Origin of the sequence: Luteimonas galliterrae (assembly GCF_023374055.1) — a bacterium.
Lineage (GTDB): Bacteria > Pseudomonadota > Gammaproteobacteria > Xanthomonadales > Xanthomonadaceae > Luteimonas_C > Luteimonas_C galliterrae.
In genome coordinates this window covers 85,160-103,886 of sequence record NZ_JAMBEP010000006.1, presented here as the reverse complement: position 1 = coordinate 103,886, position 18,727 = coordinate 85,160, and the positions used below count along the sequence as shown (strand labels likewise).

20 protein-coding genes are annotated in these 18,727 nt (G+C 62.8%); 18 read left to right on the top strand and 2 right to left on the bottom strand.

Annotated features, from left to right (window positions below):
- Positions 1–5 precede the first annotated feature (5 nt).
- From M2650_RS16160 to sctT, 6 genes are all read left to right on the top strand, one after another.
- Complete coding sequence (locus M2650_RS16160; protein WP_249476198.1) at positions 6–1,154, top strand: sensor histidine kinase; 1,149 nt, start codon at positions 6–8, stop codon at positions 1,152–1,154.
- A gap of 22 nt (positions 1,155–1,176) precedes the next feature.
- The gene (locus M2650_RS16480) at positions 1,177–1,776 is read left to right on the top strand and encodes a response regulator transcription factor (protein ID WP_283254838.1); all 600 of its coding nucleotides are present in this window, start codon (positions 1,177–1,179) and stop codon (positions 1,774–1,776) included.
- Positions 1,769–2,878: a type III secretion system cytoplasmic ring protein SctQ gene (gene sctQ, locus M2650_RS16145; RefSeq protein ID WP_249476197.1), complete on the top strand. Its 1,110-nt coding sequence runs from the start codon at positions 1,769–1,771 to the stop codon at positions 2,876–2,878. Before M2650_RS16480 ends, sctQ begins: the two co-directional genes overlap by 8 nt.
- Before the next feature lie 3 nt (positions 2,879–2,881).
- Positions 2,882–3,874 (top strand): EscR/YscR/HrcR family type III secretion system export apparatus protein, encoded by a 993-nt coding sequence (locus tag M2650_RS16475; protein WP_283254837.1) that lies wholly within the window; start codon positions 2,882–2,884, stop codon positions 3,872–3,874.
- Positions 3,875–4,020: 146 nt separating this feature from the next.
- Positions 4,021–4,290 (top strand): type III secretion system export apparatus subunit SctS, encoded by a 270-nt coding sequence (sctS, locus tag M2650_RS16130; RefSeq protein WP_249476195.1) that lies wholly within the window; start codon positions 4,021–4,023, stop codon positions 4,288–4,290.
- Entirely contained in the window at positions 4,287–5,075 is a 789-nt protein-coding gene (sctT, locus tag M2650_RS16125; RefSeq protein WP_249476194.1) for a type III secretion system export apparatus subunit SctT, read from the top strand. Before sctS ends, sctT begins: the two co-directional genes overlap by 4 nt.
- 103 nt (positions 5,076–5,178) lie before the next feature.
- Here sctT and sctU read toward each other — a convergent pair whose 3' ends face one another.
- Entirely contained in the window at positions 5,179–6,249 is a 1,071-nt protein-coding gene (gene sctU, locus M2650_RS16120; protein WP_249476192.1) for a type III secretion system export apparatus subunit SctU, read from the bottom strand.
- Positions 6,250–6,528: 279 nt separating this feature from the next.
- Here sctU and M2650_RS16115 point away from each other — a divergent pair, with 279 nt between their 5' ends.
- The 5 genes from M2650_RS16115 to M2650_RS16095 all read left to right on the top strand — a co-directional run bounded on the left by M2650_RS16115 (position 6,529) and on the right by M2650_RS16095 (position 11,952).
- Positions 6,529–6,867, top strand: coding sequence for a hypothetical protein (locus tag M2650_RS16115; RefSeq protein ID WP_249476190.1), 339 nt, complete (start codon positions 6,529–6,531; stop codon positions 6,865–6,867).
- A 70-nt stretch (positions 6,868–6,937) separates the two neighbouring features.
- On the top strand, positions 6,938–7,618 hold the full coding sequence (locus tag M2650_RS16110) for a hypothetical protein (RefSeq protein ID WP_249476189.1): 681 nt from the start codon (positions 6,938–6,940) through the stop codon (positions 7,616–7,618).
- A 319-nt stretch (positions 7,619–7,937) separates the two neighbouring features.
- A complete protein-coding gene (locus tag M2650_RS16105; protein ID WP_249476187.1) occupies positions 7,938–8,912 on the top strand; it encodes a hypothetical protein in 975 nt (324 codons plus the stop codon).
- Positions 8,912–11,548 (top strand): glycerol-3-phosphate 1-O-acyltransferase PlsB, encoded by a 2,637-nt coding sequence (gene plsB / locus M2650_RS16100; RefSeq protein ID WP_249476186.1) that lies wholly within the window; start codon positions 8,912–8,914, stop codon positions 11,546–11,548. Before M2650_RS16105 ends, plsB begins: the two co-directional genes overlap by 1 nt.
- 50 nt (positions 11,549–11,598) lie before the next feature.
- Positions 11,599–11,952: a hypothetical protein gene (locus M2650_RS16095; RefSeq protein WP_249476185.1), complete on the top strand. Its 354-nt coding sequence runs from the start codon at positions 11,599–11,601 to the stop codon at positions 11,950–11,952.
- Between the two features lie 60 nt (positions 11,953–12,012).
- Here the strand turns inward: M2650_RS16095 and M2650_RS16090 are convergent, their stop codons facing one another.
- A complete protein-coding gene (locus M2650_RS16090) occupies positions 12,013–13,023 on the bottom strand; it encodes an integron integrase (RefSeq protein WP_283254836.1) in 1,011 nt (336 codons plus the stop codon).
- A gap of 168 nt (positions 13,024–13,191) precedes the next feature.
- On the opposite strand from M2650_RS16090, the gene M2650_RS16085 reads away from it, so the two are divergent.
- The 7 genes from M2650_RS16085 (at position 13,192) to M2650_RS16050 (ending at position 18,727) form a co-directional block, all read left to right on the top strand.
- Positions 13,192–13,479, top strand: coding sequence for a hypothetical protein (locus M2650_RS16085; protein WP_249476182.1), 288 nt, complete (start codon positions 13,192–13,194; stop codon positions 13,477–13,479).
- 955 nt (positions 13,480–14,434) lie between these two features.
- Positions 14,435–15,094 (top strand): hypothetical protein, encoded by a 660-nt coding sequence (locus M2650_RS16075; protein ID WP_249476181.1) that lies wholly within the window; start codon positions 14,435–14,437, stop codon positions 15,092–15,094.
- 57 nt (positions 15,095–15,151) lie between these two features.
- Positions 15,152–15,676, top strand: a complete 525-nt coding sequence (locus tag M2650_RS16070) for a hypothetical protein (protein ID WP_249476180.1) — start codon at positions 15,152–15,154, stop codon at positions 15,674–15,676.
- Positions 15,677–15,740: 64 nt separating this feature from the next.
- The gene (locus M2650_RS16065) at positions 15,741–16,151 is read left to right on the top strand and encodes a YfeK family protein (protein WP_249476179.1); all 411 of its coding nucleotides are present in this window, start codon (positions 15,741–15,743) and stop codon (positions 16,149–16,151) included.
- Between the two features lie 29 nt (positions 16,152–16,180).
- Complete coding sequence (locus tag M2650_RS16060; protein WP_249476178.1) at positions 16,181–16,852, top strand: hypothetical protein; 672 nt, start codon at positions 16,181–16,183, stop codon at positions 16,850–16,852.
- Positions 16,853–17,261: 409 nt separating this feature from the next.
- Entirely contained in the window at positions 17,262–17,681 is a 420-nt protein-coding gene (locus M2650_RS16055) for a hypothetical protein (protein WP_249476177.1), read from the top strand.
- A gap of 500 nt (positions 17,682–18,181) precedes the next feature.
- Entirely contained in the window at positions 18,182–18,727 is a 546-nt protein-coding gene (locus M2650_RS16050) for a hypothetical protein (RefSeq protein WP_249476176.1), read from the top strand.

The following is an 18,727-nucleotide window of genomic DNA, read 5'->3' as shown; positions in this document are numbered from 1 at the left end:
GCGCCATGCGTGAAGCGCGGCCATCGGGCGGCGCGGCGGTCGCGGACAAACCTGCGACGGCCGGCACGCGTGCGCCGCGGCAGAAGCCTGCGCCGGGCGGCGGCGATCCGGATACCGCATCGTTCGCCGCATGGCTGGATGCGGTGCCCTTCGCCTGCGCCGCCTATGCGCGCGACGACGGCGCGCTGGTCGCGGCCAACCGCCGCTTCCTGGACGAGTTCGGCGATCTGCCCGAACACACCCAACGCGAGCGGCTGCTGCGCGGCCTGCACGGCGACGGGTCCGCCGACGCGCAGCCGATCGAAGTGCATGCGCCGCACAACGGTCGCTGGTACGCCTTGCATTGGGGCGATACCGTACAAGCCGGCCGTGCGCTGGCCTTGCTGACCGCGGTCGACATCAGCGAACGCATCGAAACCCTGGACTCGCACAAGACCCAGCAGGAAAAACTGCTGTTCACCTCGCGCCTGATGTCGGTCGGCGAAATGGCCGCGACCCTGGCGCACGAACTCAACCAGCCGTTGGCGGCGATCGTGAACTACCTCAACGGCAGCCTGCGCCTGGTCGACCAGGCCGGCGGGCCGGTGCAGGTCGAGCGCGCGCTGCAGGCCGCGCGCGCGCAGGCCGAACATGCCAGTGCGGTGATCTCGCGGGTGCGCGAATTCGTGCGCGCGCGCGAACCGCGGCGCGACGCGCACGAATTGCCGGCGATCGCCGGCACCGTGCTGGAACTGCTGCGGCTGGAAGCCGAGCGCCTGCAGCTGCGCATCGACCTGGCGCTGGCGCCGGCGCTGCCGGCCGTGTACGCCGACCGCGTGATGATCGAGCAGGTGCTGCTCAACCTGGTCAAGAACGCGATCGAGGCGATGCGCGAAGTGCCGGCCGCGCGGCGCGAACTGCGCGTCGAAGGGCGGGTCAACCTGGACGGCGAGATCGAAGTGCGCGTCTGCGACCGCGGCCCGGGCTTGAGCGCGCAGGACCAGGACCAGCTGTTCTCGCCGTTCTTCACCACCAAGACCGACGGCCTGGGCATCGGCCTGGCGATCTGCCGCTCGATCATCGAGTACCACGAAGGGCGCCTGTTCTTCGAGCCGCGCGACGGCGGCGGCAGCGTATTCGGCTTCACCCTGCCGCGCGCGCAGGGCCGCGCATGAGCCGCGACGGAGAGGACGACCGATGCAGGACACCCGCGTATACCTGGTCGACGACAACGACGGCTTCCGCGACTCGACCGCCTGGCTGTTGCAGACCGCCGGCTTCGAAACGCTGGCCTACGCGTCCGGCGCGGAATTCATCGCCGCTTATACGGGCGAACGCCACGGCGATGCGGCCGAGTGCCTGGTCTCGGACATCCGCATGCCGCAGATGAGCGGCCTGCAGTTGCAGGACGAACTGCAGCGCCGCGGTTGCGCCTTGCCGCTGGTGTTCGTGACCGCGCACGGCGACGTGCCGCTGGCGGTGGAAGCGATGCGCAAGGGCGCGTCCAATTTCATCGAGAAGCCCTTCGGCGACGACACCCTGATCGATGCGATCCGCACCGCGATCGCCAGCGCGCGCAACAGCGCCGGCGGCGCGCAGGGCGGGCGCCTGGCCCAGCTGAGCCCGCGCGAACGGCAGGTGCTGGACCTGGTGGTGGCCAGCAAGCCCAACAAGATCATCGCCGACATTCTCGGCATCAGCATCAAGACCGTGGAACTGCATCGCTCGAACATGATGAACAAACTCGGTGTACGCTCGCTGCCCGAACTGATGAAGGTGGCCCTGGGACATGGTTGAAGCCGCCAGCAAGAAAGCTCGCGCACCCGCGACGAAATCCCGGCCCGCGCACGCGGACGCGACAGTCGCCGCATTGCGCGGCCGCATACCGTCGCTGCTGCCGGCGCAGGCGGAAACGATGCGCTATTTCTTCGCCGCGCCGGAACGCTGGCCGTTGCGCGACGGCGGCGTGCTGCGTTTCGCGTACGGCGATGCCGGCGCCGCCGGCGAAACCATCGAATTGGAAGCCGACGGCGTGCGCCTCGGCCTGCGGCTGGACCAAGCCGACAGCGCGCAGCCCAGCGACGATCTTCAATGGAGCGATTACCGCGGCCGTTCGCGCCTGCTGGCCTGGACGCTGGCGCACGAAGCGCAACTGATCCGGCTCAGCGATGCGCTGGGCGTATCGCTGCTGCCGGTGGAAGGCGGCGACGAACGCGACCCGCAAACCGTCGCGCGCGATCCGGATATCTGGCTCGCGTTCTCGATCGAGGATGCCGGCCGCGGCGCCATGCTCGGCACGCTGCGTCTGCCCTGCTCGTGGATCGACCGCCTGCTGGACCGCGCCGAACAGGTCTATGCCGACGATCCCCCGCCCGATCTCGAGCGCTGGCGGCAACTGCCCGCGCCGATCGCGATCCGCCTGGCCGGTCCGCGGCTGCGCCACGACGATTGGCGCGCGTTGCGCCCGGGCGACGTGATCGTGGTCGGCACGCGCGGCCGCGTGCCGTCGCCGCAGGCCTACGCCGCCGATCGCCGCTGGCCGCTGGCCGGTGGCGCCGACGGCTGGCGCATCGACGGAGCGCCGCAAATCCTTTCAGCACCGCAGGAGAATTCCCCCGTGAACGACAACGAAGTCAACGCCGAGGCCGGCGACGCCGCAGCCGAGGCCGCAACGCAGCCGAGCGTGCACAACCTGCCCGTGAACGTCGAATTCGATCTGGGCCGCGTGCAACTGAGCATCGGCGAGCTGGCCAACCTGCAGCCGGGTTACGTGTTCGCGCTGCCCGCGCATCTGGAAGGCGCCAACGTCACCATCCGCGCCAACGGCCGCGTCGCCGGCCGCGGCGAAATGGTCGCGGTCGGCGATACGCTGGGCGTGCGCCTGCTGTCCTGGAGCTGAGGCATGGATTTCAGCACCTTCTCCCCGGCGCTGGTCCTCGTCACCGTCGTCAGCCTGGCGCTGGCGCCCTTCGTCGCGGTGATGGTGACCTCGTTCACCAAGATCGTGGTCGTGCTCAGCCTGCTGCGCAATGCGCTGGGCCTGCAGCAGGTGCCGCCCAACGTGGTGATCAACGGATTGGCGATCGTCCTGTCGATTTACGTGATGTATCCGGTATTGCTGGACACGCATGCGGCGATCAATGCGCGCATGGAAGGCAAGCCGATGCCTGCGTCGATCCAGGCGCAGATCGATGCGCGCGCGCAGGCGCGGGCCAAGGCCGCAGCCGCGGCTGCGGGCACCGCCGCGCCCACCACGACGCCGCCGCCCGCCTCGCCGGCAGAAGCGACGCAGACCGCGATCGGCGCGCAACCGGTGACCGCGCCGGTCAGCCCCGCTGCCGCCGACGCATTGCGCGCCGAAGCCGAAGCGCGCGCGCAGGCGCCGTCGGCGCCGCGCGATCCGTCTTCCGCCGAAGATGCGGCTGCGCCTGCCCCGGCCGAGGCTGCGCCGCGCGAGACCACGGCTTCGCAACCGCCGCCACTGCCCAAGGGCGGCAAGATGGATACCGAACGCCTGCTCGCGCTGGTCGAGGCGGGCAAGGAACCGCTGCGCACCTTCCTGATCCAGCATTCCAGCAATGCCGAGCGCAACTTCTTCCTGAAGAGCGCGCAGCGCCTGCTGCCGCCGGCGCGTCGCGGCGACCTGACCGTGGACGACTTCATCGTGGTGGTGCCGGCGTTCACCGTCAGCGAACTGACCGCCGCGTTCCAGATCGGGTTTCTGATCTTCCTGCCGTTCCTGATCATCGATCTGGTGGTGGCCAACATCCTGCTGGCGCTGGGCATGATGATGATGTCGCCGACCACGGTGTCGCTGCCGTTCAAATTGCTGCTGTTCGTGCTGATCGACGGCTGGGCCAAGCTGGTGCATGGCTTGGTGCTCACCTACGGCTGATCCGCTGTTCCTCCCCCTTTGAAAAAGGGGGCTCGAGGGGGATTTGCTTTTGATTTCTGCCTTGTTAGTTACAACAGCAAAAAGAGCAAATCCCCCGTAGCCCCCTTTTCCAAAGGGGGCAACAGCAACAAAAAAGGCGTTTTGCGATGAACGAAGTACTCGAACTGACCAAACAGGCCCTGTGGCTGACGCTGATCCTGTCGGGTCCGCCGATCGCGGCGGCCTCGATCGTCGGCCTGGCGGTGGCCTTTCTGCAGGCGGCCACCCAGCTGCAGGAGCAGACCTTCGCCTACACCGTGAAGTTCGTGGTGATCGTGATCACTTTGTTCGTCACCGCCGCGCTGATCGGCGGCACGCTGTACACCTACGCCGACCGCATCTTCGTCGACTTCCCGGGCCTGGTGCACCGCGGATGACCGCGTTCGACCCGGTCGGCAATGCGATGCTGGCGCTGGGGCTGACCCTGCCGCGCATCATCGGCGCCTTCATCATGCTGCCGCTGCTGACGCCGGAAAACATGCCTGCGATGGTGCGCAACAGTTTTCTGGTGAGCCTGGCGATCGTGGCGCTACCGGTGGCGATGGCCGGCGCGCCGATCGAGATGATGGGCACCTTCCAATGGGGTCCGATGGTGCTCAAGGAATTGTTCCTGGGCATTTCGATCGGCCTGTGCTTCGGCATCGTGTTCTGGGCGCTGGGCGCGGCCGGCAGCGTGATCGATACGCAGGTCGGCCTGGGCATGGCGCAGGTGTTCGATCCGGTGCAGGGCCACCAGACCTCGCTGCACGGCCAGTTCCTGTCGCAGCTGGCGGCGTTCCTGTTCATGGCCAGCGGCGCCTTCCTGGTGTTCCTGGACCTGCTGCTGTCGAGCTACACCTTGTGGCCGGTGACGTCGTACTTCCCGAACATGCATATCGGCGGCATGCATCTTTTCATCGGCCAGTTCAGTTTCCTGATGACCGCGTTGCTGGTGCTGGCCGCGCCGGCGATGGTGGTGCTGCTGCTGGTGGACCTGTCGTTCGGCCTGGTCAACCGCTACGCGCCGCAGCTCAACGTGTTCGCGCTGACGCTGCCGATCAAGGCCTGGCTGGCGACCGGCATGATCCTGCTGATGCTGGGCGTATACGTGGAAATCGTGCTCAAGCGGCTGGCCGACAACAGCGGCCTGCTCGACGCGCTGCGCCGCGCCTTCGGCGGGTAGCCTGCGGCTGCGCTTCTGTAGGAGCGGCTTCAGCCGCGAGCTCTTTCCCTCGTGATCGCTTGAGCTTGGGCAAGAGCTCGCGGCTGAAGCCGCTCCTACAAAGCTATTCCTCGCCGCGATCGCGGCGCACGGTCTCGGCCCAATGCAGCACCTGCGCCACAGCCTCGAAGAATTCATTGTGGATGTAATCGTCCAGCTCGACCTTTTCGTTGAGCCCGCGCGCCAGCTCGATGTTCTGCAGGATCGGGACGCCCGATTCTTCGGCGGTCTTCTTGATCAGTTCGGCCAGATGCTCCTCGCCCTTGGCGACGACCACCGGCAGGTCGGTGACGCCCTGTTCGTACTGCAGCGCGATCGCGATATGGGTGGGATTGGTCACGACGACGTTAGACCCCCGCACGGCATTGAGCATGTTCTGCTGCGACCATTCCTGATGCAGCTGGCGGCGGCGCGACTTGATGTAGGGGTCACCTTCGTTCTCCTTCACTTCCTGGCGGATGTCGCGCCGGCTCATGCGCAGCTGCTTGAGGTACGAGAATTTCTGGTACGAGGCGTCCAGCACCGAGACGAAGAAGAACACGAAGATCGTCCAGATGCCGATCTGCATCAAGCCCTGCCAGATCGCGGTGCCCATCGCCGCCGGCGGCGCGTACGGCAACTGGATCAGTTCCGGCAACAGCCCGCGCAGCACCAAGAAGCCGATGAAGAGAAGCGCCGCGCTCTTGGCGATCGACTTGACCAGCTCGACCAGATTGTCCATCGAAAACATCTTCTTGATGCCCTCGACCGGATTGAGCTTGGACAGGTCGGGTTTGATTTTGGCGAAGGTGCCGATCGGTCCGACTTGCAGGAATTCGACCACCACGCCCAGGAACACCGCCAGGGCCAGCAGCGGCAGCGTCAGCCATAGCAACGCATCGACCGCCGACAGGGCGAGCCTTTGCACGGCGTCGTTGAACGGCATCTGGATCGCCGCCAGGCTCTGCTCGAACAGCGCGGTGATGCGCGCGTACATGAAGCCCATCAGCAGCCACGCGCCGACCAGCCAACCCAGCACCAGCACGGTGCTGGTCAGCTCCTTGCTCTTGCTGACGTTGCCTTCCTTGCGCGCGTCCCTGAGCTTTTTGGCGGTGGGCTGCTCGGTCTTGTCGGCGCCCTTGTCCTTCGATGCCATGCCGCGGCCTGCCGAACGGGTCGGACCGCAGGCTAGCATGACGTTGTGGACGATTCGTTCAGCTGTGGGAACGGCTTCAGCCGCGAGCTCTTCCCACTCTCAACGGTCTGAATACGTGCCCGCAACCTGAATGAACGAGCTCGCGGCTGAAGCCGCTCCCACAAGAGCCGCAGCGACCTAGGGCTAGCCCGAGATAGCGGCAACCCGGCCCCGGCGTTACATTTGCGTCATCTCCGCCACTGCGCCCGCCCGACAGGAACCCTTGGTAGTCCAAGCCCGATGAGCAGCATCAACACACCCGACCCGACCCTCAACCGCGCCAGCCTCGACTCGCTGGGCGGACAGGTGTCGCTGGACGATCTGCGCCATCAGCAAGGGCTGGATACCCCGCAAGGCGGCACCGAAGTCGCCGAAGCGCCTGCCGCGGCGCCGCTCGCGGATAACGCAACGGCGATCGATGCCGGCGAAGCGGTGCTCAACACCGCCGCCTGGGATGGCGTACCGGATGGGGCCCGTACGCTGGCCGGAGACATGGCTTTCGAGAACGCGCTCGGCGCGCTGGATCTGGGTAGCGCGGCCGATCAGGGCGTCGATGCCGTCATCGCTGCGTTTGCCTGATCCTTCGGCCTGATTCGATCCGCTCTGCTGCGCTACGATCGCCGCATCGCTCCGACGACGCGCTGAAACCTTGAACGAACCCGTGCCCTCGCCCGAGGCCCTGCGCGCCGCCGCGGACAGGCTGGTGTCCGCGCTCGCCGCGCACAGCGACCCCGAATACCGCCTCACGGTGCTCAAGCGCTTGGTGAGGCGCCTGGGCGAAGAACGCTATCCGCTGTTCCTGCGCGTGCTCGGCGTGGTCGCCGAAAGCGACGATGAGCGCGCGCAACGCCTGCTGGCCGACACTTTCGGCACCGCCTTGCGCCGCATGGACATGCCCGGCGGCGCCTTGAGTTCGTGGGGCGCGACGCGCTTGCCGGAGAGCGCCGGACCGCTGGCCGCCAGCACGCTGTCCGGACAATTCTTCGGCGCCACGCCGCGGCGATTGCTGGGCCCGGTGGAATACCTCACCGTCTGGCACCTGCAACGCACCCAGCGCGGCACGCTCGGCGCGGCCGCGTTCCGCACCGCGCTGTCGCGGATGATCGCCCTGCTCAACCGCAGCGACGATGCGCGCACGTTGTATCCGCAAAAACTCGCCGCGGACGCGCAGAACGAATTGGAAGGCGCCTACACCCGCGCCACCCGCGAACGCCTGGCCGCGATCGCCGCGGCCTGGAAAGCCGGGCGCACGCCGGAAGAAGTGGCGCAGGCGGCGATGGACATCAGCGACGCCGAGCATCCGCGTGGCTGGGTGATGCGTGATCTCTAGCGGCTTTTTGTAGGAACGGCTTCAGCCGCGAGCTCTTCGGCTTCGCAGTCATCCCAAGCAAAAAAGCAATTGTCATCCCGAGCACAGCGAGGGATCTGCTCTCGGCCAAAGCAGATCCCTCGCTGCGCTCGGGATGACAGCATAGGTCAAGAGCTCGCGGCTGAAGCTGTTCCTAAAAAGCCGTCCCTATAAAGGCCGCTCGCGTAACGACCGTACGCAGGACCGGAGCGACGCGCTTCTCACTAAAGCACGGCAGAACTTGCCGCCAGCCCCGCGTCGTGCCCAAGATGCGCGCCAGCGCCCTCCGGGAAGCCGCCGCATGCGATATCGATCGATCTGCTGTTTGCTGCTGATGGCGCTGGTCGTCGGCGCAACGGCTGCCTGCAAGCGCGACGCCTCGTCCGATGACGGCATCGCAACGCCCGCCGGCGCCACCAAGCCCGCCGAAGCCGTGCGCCTGCTCACCCAGCACCTGCACGACAACGATCTGGAAGCCTTCGCCCGCGACGCCGTGCCGCCGGCACTGCAGCCGCAACTCGAGCAGGCTTGGCGCGAAGGCCGCACGCGCTGGCCGTTGACCGAATTGCCTTTCGACGAACGTCTGCCGCAACTGCTCGCCGCCCTGTCCGCGCCCGGTTCGGAGAAAAAACTGCAGCAGGTGTTCGATCGCCAGTTCTCCGGCGCCCACGCCGAACTGAAAGCCGCCGCGATGTCGCTGGGCCTGTTCGGCGTGCAATACATCCGCAGCGAAGGCGACTACAGCGACGACGAACGCCAGCACTACGCGCAGTTCATCCAGGCGGTCAGCCAGTGGGGCCTGACCGCGCCGCTGGGCGATCCGCAGCGCGCGCGGCGGGTGATTCCGCAATTGACGACCGCCGCGCGCCGCACCGGTCTCGCCTCCGAAGCCGACTTCCGCAAAGCGGGCATGCAGGAAAGCCTGCGTCGGCTCGGCCCGTTCATGGCCACGACGAAACGCGCGTTGGAGATCTACGGCCTGCAACTCGACGACAGCCTATCCGGCCTGCAGGCGAGCCTGCAGCAGCAGACCGGCGATCGCGCGCGCGTCCGGCTGCGCTACTCGCTTGGCGAAACCGACATCGACACCGTCGTCGATGTCGAACGCCGCGCGGGGCGTTGGTACCTGAGCGATTACCTGCGCCACGCCGAGGCTGCCGTCGCTGTTGCGGGAGGGGCTTCAGCCCCGACAACGGACGCAGCCGGCGCTCAAGCCCCTCCCACAAACGCTGAGCCCGCCACCCCCGAAACAGTGCGGAACCCGACTTCGCCATAATGTCGGCGATGCCTGACCAAACGCCCCTGCCTTTTCCCGAGCCGGACACCCACGGCCCGGCGCCCGAACCCCCCGCAAACCGCGACACAGAGCGGGTTCGCGCGCCATACGGCAAAGCCAACAAGCCGGCCGGCCGGCCCTGGTGGTCGCGCCTGTTGGGCCGGCTGCTGGACCCGTGGATCGCGCTGAGCCTGGAACCCGAAGCGCCCGGCCAATACGCCGACGGCCGCCCGGTCTGCTACGTGCTGGAAGACTACGGCCTGTCCAACGCGCTGATCCTGGATCGCGCCTGCCGCGAAGCCGGCCTGCCGTCTCCGCTGCAGCCGTTGCCGGGCGATCCGCTCGGCCGCAAGCGCGCCTACGTGGCGCTGTCGCGACGCAACGCCAGCGCCTTGTCGCCGGCCGGCCCGTCGCCGGGCAAGACCCATTCCGGTTCGCTGGCACGCTTGCTCGAAGCGCATCGCGACTATCCGGAACTGGACGTGCAACTGGTGCCGGTGTCGATCTTCGTCGGCCGCGCGCCGGACCGGAACAGCGGCTGGTTCTCGGTGCTGTTCTCGGAAAACTGGACCCTGGTCGGCCGTTTCCGCCGCCTGTTGGCGATCCTGCTCAACGGCCGCAACACGCTGGTGCGTTTTTCGCCGCCGGTGTCGCTGCGCGGCATCGTCGAGGAAGGCCTGCCGCCCGAACGCACCGTGCGCAAACTTTCGCGCGTGTTGCGTACCCACTTCCGCCGCATCCGCGCAGCGGTGATCGGGCCGGACTTGTCCACGCGCCGCCTGTTGGTCGACAAGGTGCTCGCTTCGGAGCCGGTGAAGGAAGCCATCGCCGACCAGGCGCGGCGCGATAACAGCAAACCTGCCGACGCGTGGAAAAAAGCGCACGCCTACGCCTGGGAAATCGCCGCCGACTATTCGCATCCGGTGGTGCGTTCGGCGAGCTTCTTGCTCACTACCGTCTGGAACCGAATCTATCGCGGCGTGCTGGTGCACCACCTCGAACGGCTGAAGGAAGTCGCGCCGGGCCATGAAGTGGTCTACACGCCCTCGCACCGCAGCCACATGGATTACCTGCTGCTGTCGTACCTGCTGTACGACCGCGGCATCGTGCCGCCGCACATCGTCGCCGGCATCAACCTCAACCTGCCGGTGATCGGCACCATCCTGCGCAAGGGCGGCGCGTTCTTCATCCGCCGCAGCATCCGCGGCAACATGCTGTATTCGGCCGTGCTGAGCGAATACGTCGCGCAACTGGTCGCCGGCGGTTACTCATTGGAGTACTTCATCGAAGGCGGCCGCTCGCGCACAGGCCGCTTGCTGCAGCCCAAGGGCGGCATGATTTCGATGACGGTGCGCGCCTTCTTGCGCCAACCGACGCGCCCGGTGCTGTTCCAGCCGGTCTACATCGGCTACGAGAAGCTGATGGAAGGCAACAGCTATCTCGACGAGCTCACCGGCAAGCCGAAAGAGAAGGAATCGATCTGGGCGCTGCTGTGGGGCATCCCTAAAGTGCTGCGCCAGAACTACGGCCAGGTGGTAGTGAATTACGGCGAACCGATCCTGCTCGACGACATGCTCAAGCGGCACGCGCCCGGCTGGAACGGACAGCCGGTCGGCGAAGAGGAGAAGCCGGCCTGGCTGTCGGACACGGTCGATGCGATCGCGCAGCAGATCCAGGTCAACACCAACCGCGCCGCCGACGTGAACCCGATCAACCTGCTGGCGCTGGCGCTGCTGTCCACGCCCAAGCACGCCATGGGCGAAGCCGACCTGTTGGCGCAGATCACGCTGTCGAAGAAGCTGCTGGCCGAAGTGCCCTACTCCGACCGCGTCACCGTCACGCCGCACACGCCGGAGCAGATCGTCGCCCACGGCGAAGAGATTTCCGTGCTGTCGCGCACCGCGCACCCGCTGGGCGACGTGCTCGCCGTCGACGACGACACCGCGGTGCTGCTCAGCTATTTCCGCAACAACGTGGTGCACCTGTTCACCGCTTCGGCCTGGATCGCGTGCTGCTTCCAGCACAACCGGCGCATGAGCCGCGCGCAACTGCAGCGGCTGGGCCGCAGCCTGTATCCGTTCCTGCAGGCCGAGTTGTTCCTGCCCTGGGACGAGGACGGCTTCGCCGGACGCATCGACCGCACCATCGACGTTTTCGTCCGCGAAGGCCTGCTCGAACTGATCAACGACGACGACGGCGGCATCCTGTCGCGCAACGCCGGCCAGTCCGACGAAGTGTTCCGCCTGCGCGCGATCGGCCATGCGCTGCAGCAGGCTTTCGAGCGTTACTACATCGCGATTTCGGTGCTGGTGAAGAACGGCGCCGGCACGCTGAGTTCGGCCGAACTGGAAAGCCTGTGCCAGCTCGCCGCGCAACGCCTGTCGCTGCTGTACGCGCCGGCCGCGCCGGAGTTCTTCGACAAGAGCCTGTTCCGCGGCTTCATCCAGAAGCTGCGCGAGATGCGGCTGGTCTGGCCGGACGCCAACGGCAAGCTGTCCTTCGACGAACGCCTGGCCGGCTGGGCCAAGGATGCGCGCATCCTGCTGGGCCGCGAACTGCGACACACGATCGAGAAGGTGAGTCCGGAGATGGCCAAGCCGGAGCCCGAAACGGAACCCGCACCCGCAGAATCGTGATGGTTTAGCCTCCCATCCGGATTCGGGCGTTGGCCAATGGAGAGATTCCCATGATCGGATTTCTGTTGTTTGTGGCTCAACTTGCCGCCGCGGATATTTCTTTCGCTCAGGCCAAATCGTTCGCCGACCAATACGAGGCGGCGATCAGTTCCACCGACAAGGCAGAACTGGTCGAGGCGCAGGGCAAAGCGCTCGACGATGCCATCGCGACCTGCGGGCCCATCAAGGGCACGCCCCCGCCATTCACCATCGTCGCCCATGTCGCCCAAGGCGGCGCCACCGATCGCACCTGGCGCAACGGAGAATCCGCGCTGGCCCGGTGTTTCGAACAAGAGCTGGGCACTGCAACGCTACCGGTAGCCGCTGGGAAAGCGTTCTATACGTCCTATGAGATCAGCTTTTGATCGGAAACCTGAGTTGCAACCGTTTTATGGTCTCTGATCCCGCTTCTTTCGTTTTCCTGATCAGATGCGATCCAGAGGACTGACCACGCCGCTGGCGCCGCGATCGAGCACGTGCGTGTAGATCTGCGTCGTGCTCACATCTTTATGGCCGAGCAGTTCCTGGATCGTCCGGATATCGGCACCCATCTCCAGCAAATGAGTCGCGAAGCAATGACGTAGCGTGTGCGGCCCCACCGGCTTCAAGATGCCCGCGCATCTTGCTGCGCCAGACACTGCGCGCTGGAGTACCTTTTCGTCCAGGTGGTGACGCTTTTCCCGACCGTCCCGCGGATCGATGCCGCGCCTTGTCGCCGGAAACACGTATTGCCATCCCGGCTGCCGCGCCGCATTCGGATACTTCCGCGCAAGCGCCGCAGGCAGCGACACCTCGCCGTAGCCTTGCGCCAGATCGGCTTCGTGCAAGACCAATGTTGCATTGATCTGCCGCTTGACCGGTTCGCGCAGCGCGGCCGGCAACACCGTTTTGCGATCTTTGGCGCCCTTGCCCTCGCGCACCGTAATTTCGCCGCGCACAACGTCCACATCCTTGATCCGAAGCCGCAGGCACTCCATCAGGCGCAAACCGCCGCCGTACAACAAGCTCGCCATCAACCATTCCCTGCCGGACAGCTGTCGCAGCAGCATGGCCACCTCGCCCCGGGCAAGCACGGTCGGCAGACGCCGGGTCCGTTTTGCGCGCACCACGTTCTCCATCCATGGCAACTTGATTCCCAAGACTTCTCGATACAGGAACAGCAGCGCCGACAATGCCTGGTTCTGTGTACTCGCCGACGCCCCGCCCTCCGTCGCCAATCGTGAGAGAAAAGCCTCGACCTCCACACTGCCCATATCGCGCGGATGTCGTCTGCCATTTGCCCGGATATACCGGCGAATCCAGCCCAGATACACCGCTTCGGTTCGAAGGCTGTAGTGCTTCAACCGCATTCGGGCCCGAATTTCATCGAACAAGCCCCGGCGGGGAACCTGTTCGACTTCAGGTTTTATAGGGGTCGTTTCACCGCGATAAGACATATAGGGGTCGACTGGCCGGCATAACTAGCGAGTCTCTTCCCTGATACGGTTAGCGGATATCGACCCAAGCCGTTGATTTTTGTCAGAATAGTCTGATTGACGCCTTCGACGGACCAAGTGCAAACTCGCGCTATGCCCCATCTTGGGGTCTAAATGTAGTTAGGCCCCGTGATCATTTCATTTGAAGGCCCAGTGTTCTTCACCTCAGCGGACGAGGATCAGTTCTTCCGCTGGCTTGGCTCTCTGCCCGAGTACCAAGCCATCCGTGGCACCGGTACTACGTTGGAGTTGACCCTTAGTACTCCTGTGCAGCCTGAGACGGTGCGGCAACTCCTTGTGATCTTCCGCCGCTGGCACCTGGACGTGGCTCCGCTGTTGACCCTGCGCTCACCCGAGACAAATGCTTTTGTGCTCTGGGATACTGCGCTGGCAGAGGCCTCGGCCACCGGGGCCTAACAATTCATTCAAGCCGAAACCGCTTCGCGGTTCGGCTTAATTCAGGCGTTAGGGCGCTATGGACACATTCTTGCTTCTCGTAGTTGCGCTTTGGGGTAGTTCGCTACCTGCGCCGCCACCGCCTACCAGCCGGATTTGCACCGCCGCGGCTGGAAACGATGCCAAGATAGTCAGCTGGCTGCGAGGCGATTACGGCGTGCTTGGCTCACATGGCGATCAGACATACACCGGCCAGCTCACCCTATCCGGCAACGAGGACTCGGACTCGCTAGATGTAACAGGCACGGTTGACGGCTCGCCCCGCCAAGGCACTGCACGGTACGTTCACTGCGGCCCAGATCGGGTCAGACAGTTGGAGATCTCGTTCACCTCGGGCCAGGTGCTCTACTGTGTTTGGCACAATGACTATGACAATTTCAACCGGGTGTCGTGCTCGCGCAGCCTCAGTGATCCCAACGGGGATCATGAGCTTTGGGTCCAGCGGTACGCGCCCTAACAATTCATTCAAGCCGAACCCGCTTCGCGGGTCGGCTTAATTCAGGCGTTAGGCGGTACACATGCACTTCAGCGATCTTGAGAAAGCGGCACTACAACTAAACGAGCTCTACGAGCAGCTAGAGACCAAGAGGTACGGCCGCGTCTGGACTACACAGGAACTTGCGCTCGGATTCATGGGGGACGTAGGCGATCTGGCAAAACTGATCCAAGCAAACGCGGGCGTCCGAACTATCGAAGACTGCAAGGCGAAACTTGGTCATGAGTTGTCGGATTGTCTCTGGTCCATTCTTGTCTTGGCGAACAAGTGCGGAATTGATCTAGAGGCAGCGTTTGTCAGGAACACCAGTGAGATAGCCGAACATGTGTCTAGCGAACTTGGTAACTAAGCGGCTGCCGCCTGACAATTCGTCCAACCGGCGCCGCTTCGCGGCGCGGCTTAACTCAGGTGTTAGACGGCATGGCAAGTGTCCGGTGGTTTGATATGGGAGCGAAGGGGCATCATGGCTACCCTCAGCCAGAAAGCTCCTGGGCCGACCAAACATATAAAGGACACTGCGACTGCTGCGGGGTATACGAGTCCCAGGTAGCTCCATTTCGGTTCCGCAAATCGAATCGCGTAACCCACTCTCATTTCCGCCAGCTCAACTGGGTATTTGATGCTTGGTTTGTAGCTCCGGAAGTGGAGTCAGTTCTTCGTAAAAATAGAATTGCCGGGATAGATTTTTGCGCCGCACTAGATCATAAGTCCGGACAACCACTGGACAACCTACGCCAATTAATAATAACCGGCGTGATCAAGGGTGTTGACACTTCGGAGTTGCCTACGGTGACCTGCAAACCTTTCAACGAGGAAGCCGACACCTACACCGTTCCGCCAACCGGGCCGTTCTGCGGAAAAGTGAAGTACCACCCACCCACATCGATTGTAATTCCGGAGCAAGCTTTATCGGACGCGGCGGATCTGTCTCTAACTGCAGCATGGTTCGGTAGCGGCTTCGGCGCTTGGCACGGCACCATAGCGTCGCAAAAGTTCTTTGATATCGTTCAAGCTCACGGATGGCGCGGACTGGAGCTATCGCCAATTTTTCATTCAGGGCATTCCAAGCGTGCCGTCTAACAATTCATTCAAGCCGAACCCGCTTCGCGGGTCGGCTTAATTCAGGCGTTAGCTGCTATGGAAAATGCCGTCGCGGACATGTTGAAAAAGCACCCTTTAATCGCATTCTCGCCGCTCACCGATTTCCAGGTGACGTCCCTGTTGGACGTCGCTGTAGAGGTGGAGAGGCTGCTCGATGCGGCGGTAATTTCAGACCAAAGTGTTGATGGCGTCACCCTAAACAAAGGGTACGCGCTGCTATGGCTGTGGGTCTTGGGAGCTTTTGAGGTGCTTAGAACGATGGCACAAGCCCGCATATGTTTCTCAGAGGACCTCGCGGAGAGGATTGTTATACAGAAGCGCTACCTTTCCAGGCTGCGAATGCCCCTGTCGAAGCAAGAATTTCAAGGAAAGGCCGTTGCGTCCGGCCTAACGGGGTTCTTGTCCGGCGTTGATACGAAGTCTCGAGATGTGAGCTTTGATGTGGGCGGGGTCAGCTATTCCGCACGAACCATGCTTCATGATTTCCGCTCGCTCATTTCTACTGTCTCTCCCACCGACATAAAGGCTCGGCATGACAGCACGTACTCTTGTCGCAGCTAACAATTCATTCAAGCCGAACCCGCTTCGCGGGTCGGCTTAATTCAGGCGTTAGCGCCCTAAACAGATGAAGTCGATCGCCTTAGCATTTGTCCTGCTGTTCTCCAGCACGGTTGCTGCTCAGAGTCAGCACGCTTCTGCTACGCGTGAGATTGGCCAGTTGTTTGTTGTGCTGGAGCGGTCTGGCTGCCAGTTCTATCGCAATGGCTCTTGGCACAACTCCAAGCAGGCGGCGAGCCATCTCCGGCGCAAGTACGACTACCTCGCCAAAAAGGGGCTTGTCACAACCACCGAGTCATTCATTGACTTGGCGGCCACAAAGAGCAGCGTCTCTGGCAAGCCATACATGGTCAAATGCCCGGATGCGGCAGCCGTTGAGAGCAAGGTGTGGCTCACTCACAAGCTCGTTGGTCTCCGCAGCGCCGGTGCGGGCGCTAACAATTCATTCAAGCCGAAGCCGCTTCGCGGCTCGGCTTAATTCAGGCGTTAGAGCGCTCGGGAGGATTCATGGCTACTGACAAGTTAGTGCCGCCAAAGCAGAGCAAGGGCGACACCCTGCATGCTTTAGCTAAAGCGGGACTGTCGGCGGTACCGATCATCGGCGGGCCTTCGGTCGAGCTCTTCCAGCACGTAGTTCAACCACCGCTTGAGAAGCGGCGCATCGAATGGATGGCATATGTCGGCGAAAAACTCGTAGAGCTAGAACAGCGGGGCGTCGACATCCAGCAATTGAGTGAGAACGAGGAGTTCGTTTCCGCAGTCCTTCACGCCTCGCAACTAGCCGTGCGTACCCACCGTCAAGAGAAGCGAGAAGCGCTACGGAACGCCTTGTTCAATATCGCTTCTGGCAAAGCCCCGGAAGAGTCCTTGCAGCAGATCTTCCTTGAGTACATTGACTCTTTCACCGAGCTACACGTCCAGTTGCTCAAGTTCTTCCAACAACCTCCTGGCTCGGCGAATGTAATGATGGGCGCCTTGTCCTCGGTCATTGAGCAAGGCATTCCAGGGCTGAGAGGGAAAGGGCAAGTCTATGGCCAGGTCTGGAATGATCTAGTGGCCAGAGGGCTCGTAGGTAACGTTGGGCTACAAGTGATGATGACCGGGCACGGCTTGGCTGAAAAGCGCACCACTCCTCTTGGAGATGCATTTCTTGCTTTCATATCAGAGCCCGCGCTCTAACAATTCATTCAAGCGGATGCCGCTTCGCGGCCCCGCTTAATTCAGGTGTTAGACCTCATGAGCAACTCCCGTGCAATCTCAAAAAGTGCCTGGCGTGTGTTCACTGCTCTGCGTATTGCCTGCATCAGCCTCGTACTGTTAGGAGTCGTCCTTCTTTTCTCGGGTCACGATTACGGAATATTCGTTGTTATGGTTGGGGCTATGCTGGGATATGCAGCCAGCTTTCGACGCTGCACCAATTGTGGCAAACATGTAGGCTGGGCGGGCTGGTGGTGGCTTGGATTTGCCAATTCATTTACACGTAGCTGCATGCAATGTGACCATCCAGTGCGCAAACCTGATGAGGCCTAACAATTCATTCAAGCCGAACCCGCTTCGCGGGTCGGCTTAATTCAGGCGTTAGGTGCCCATGAAACTCCATCACTCGTCGCTCTGTTTAATAGCCCTGCTCACGGTGTCGAGTCCCGCGTTCTCTTGCAGTCCGCCCTTGGCGCTCTGGCTGGGGCCTGAAGGCCCCAAGGTTCCTTACCAATATCCTTCGCACTTCGCCTTTCTCGGAAAAGTTGTCGGTTACACAACCACATCTACCGGAGATCCAGCGCTTTCATTGCTCGTCCTCGACGCGTGGACGAATCGCCAAGTTGAGGGACAGGTAATAGATATTGGCGTAGCCCAATGGCAAGGGTGCAACCTGTCAAAGCCAATGGGTAAACCGTTCCATCCCGAAACCTATCCGATCGGAACGCGCCTGCGAATCATTGCAAGAGAGCAAACGATGTTCACGTGGGATGTCGATGCCGGAATCCTTGTTCTCGGCACAGGCTCCTAACAATTCATTCAAGCCGAGGCCGCTTTGCGGCTCGGCTTAACTCAGGCGTTAGGCTCTTTATGAAACTTCCCCGAGAACTCGCCACCAACAAATCCGCGACTTATAGGCTTCAGCCCCGTTACTACCTCCTCACCACTTGTGTGGGCTTTGCCGGGGTGGCGGTCGGCTTCGGGCTTCTCTTCGTGTCCTTCAGCTACTTGTATACCGCCGTTCTTGGCGTTCCAGTCACTAGGTCGGTCCCTTTCAGCGCAACTACTGGCTGGCTACTGCTCGCCTTCATGATCGGTATCCCCGTTTTTATTTATATCGGTTGTGTCCTAGTTGCAGGTATGTTCGGCTTGTTTTTGGTTGGGCGCGGCAAGTGCTCATGGTCTGAGGCTTTGTATTACGCTTTGTTCTCCAGGTACCCAGCTGACTGGTACAAATCCAGGGATGGGGCCTAACAATTCATTCAAGCCGAACCCGCTTCGCGGGCCGGCTTAATTCAGGCGTCAGGGATCATGACGAAGATCACCGCAAGACTGGCATGCTTCTCGATGCTGCTTTCAGCGACAGGATGCGCAGCGACTTTAGCGTTGGATGCGAAACTACAATGCATGGCGGAGCCAGAGTCATCGACCCCCATCAAAACAAGTGGCGAGTTCCCATTTAGGCTGGTCTATAGGAAAAACGGAGTAGAGAAACTTATAACCGATACGCAGATTTGCAAGCTTAGAGATCCGGGTTGCCGCGCGTCTGAAAGGCCTGCGAGTTGGCATGAAGGGCTAAAGAGCGGGAGAACCGTGATCCCGATCGAGTCCTTCGCAGCGGGCGACGAGATAGAGCAGTTCAACGTTTCTCCCTACCCTTGCAGCGCGCTTATGGAAACCTCTACTTTCAGACACAAAGACGACAAGCCTCTTTACGCCGTCGACGCTGTTCGATATAGGGATGGGAAAAAGGTTGGCACGTCAGGCGCCGCTTCCGCTACATGGAAGCTCGCCAAGCATGGCGTTGAGATCATCAGCTATGAGCAGTGGTCGGCGGGCGACACGAATGAACCCTAA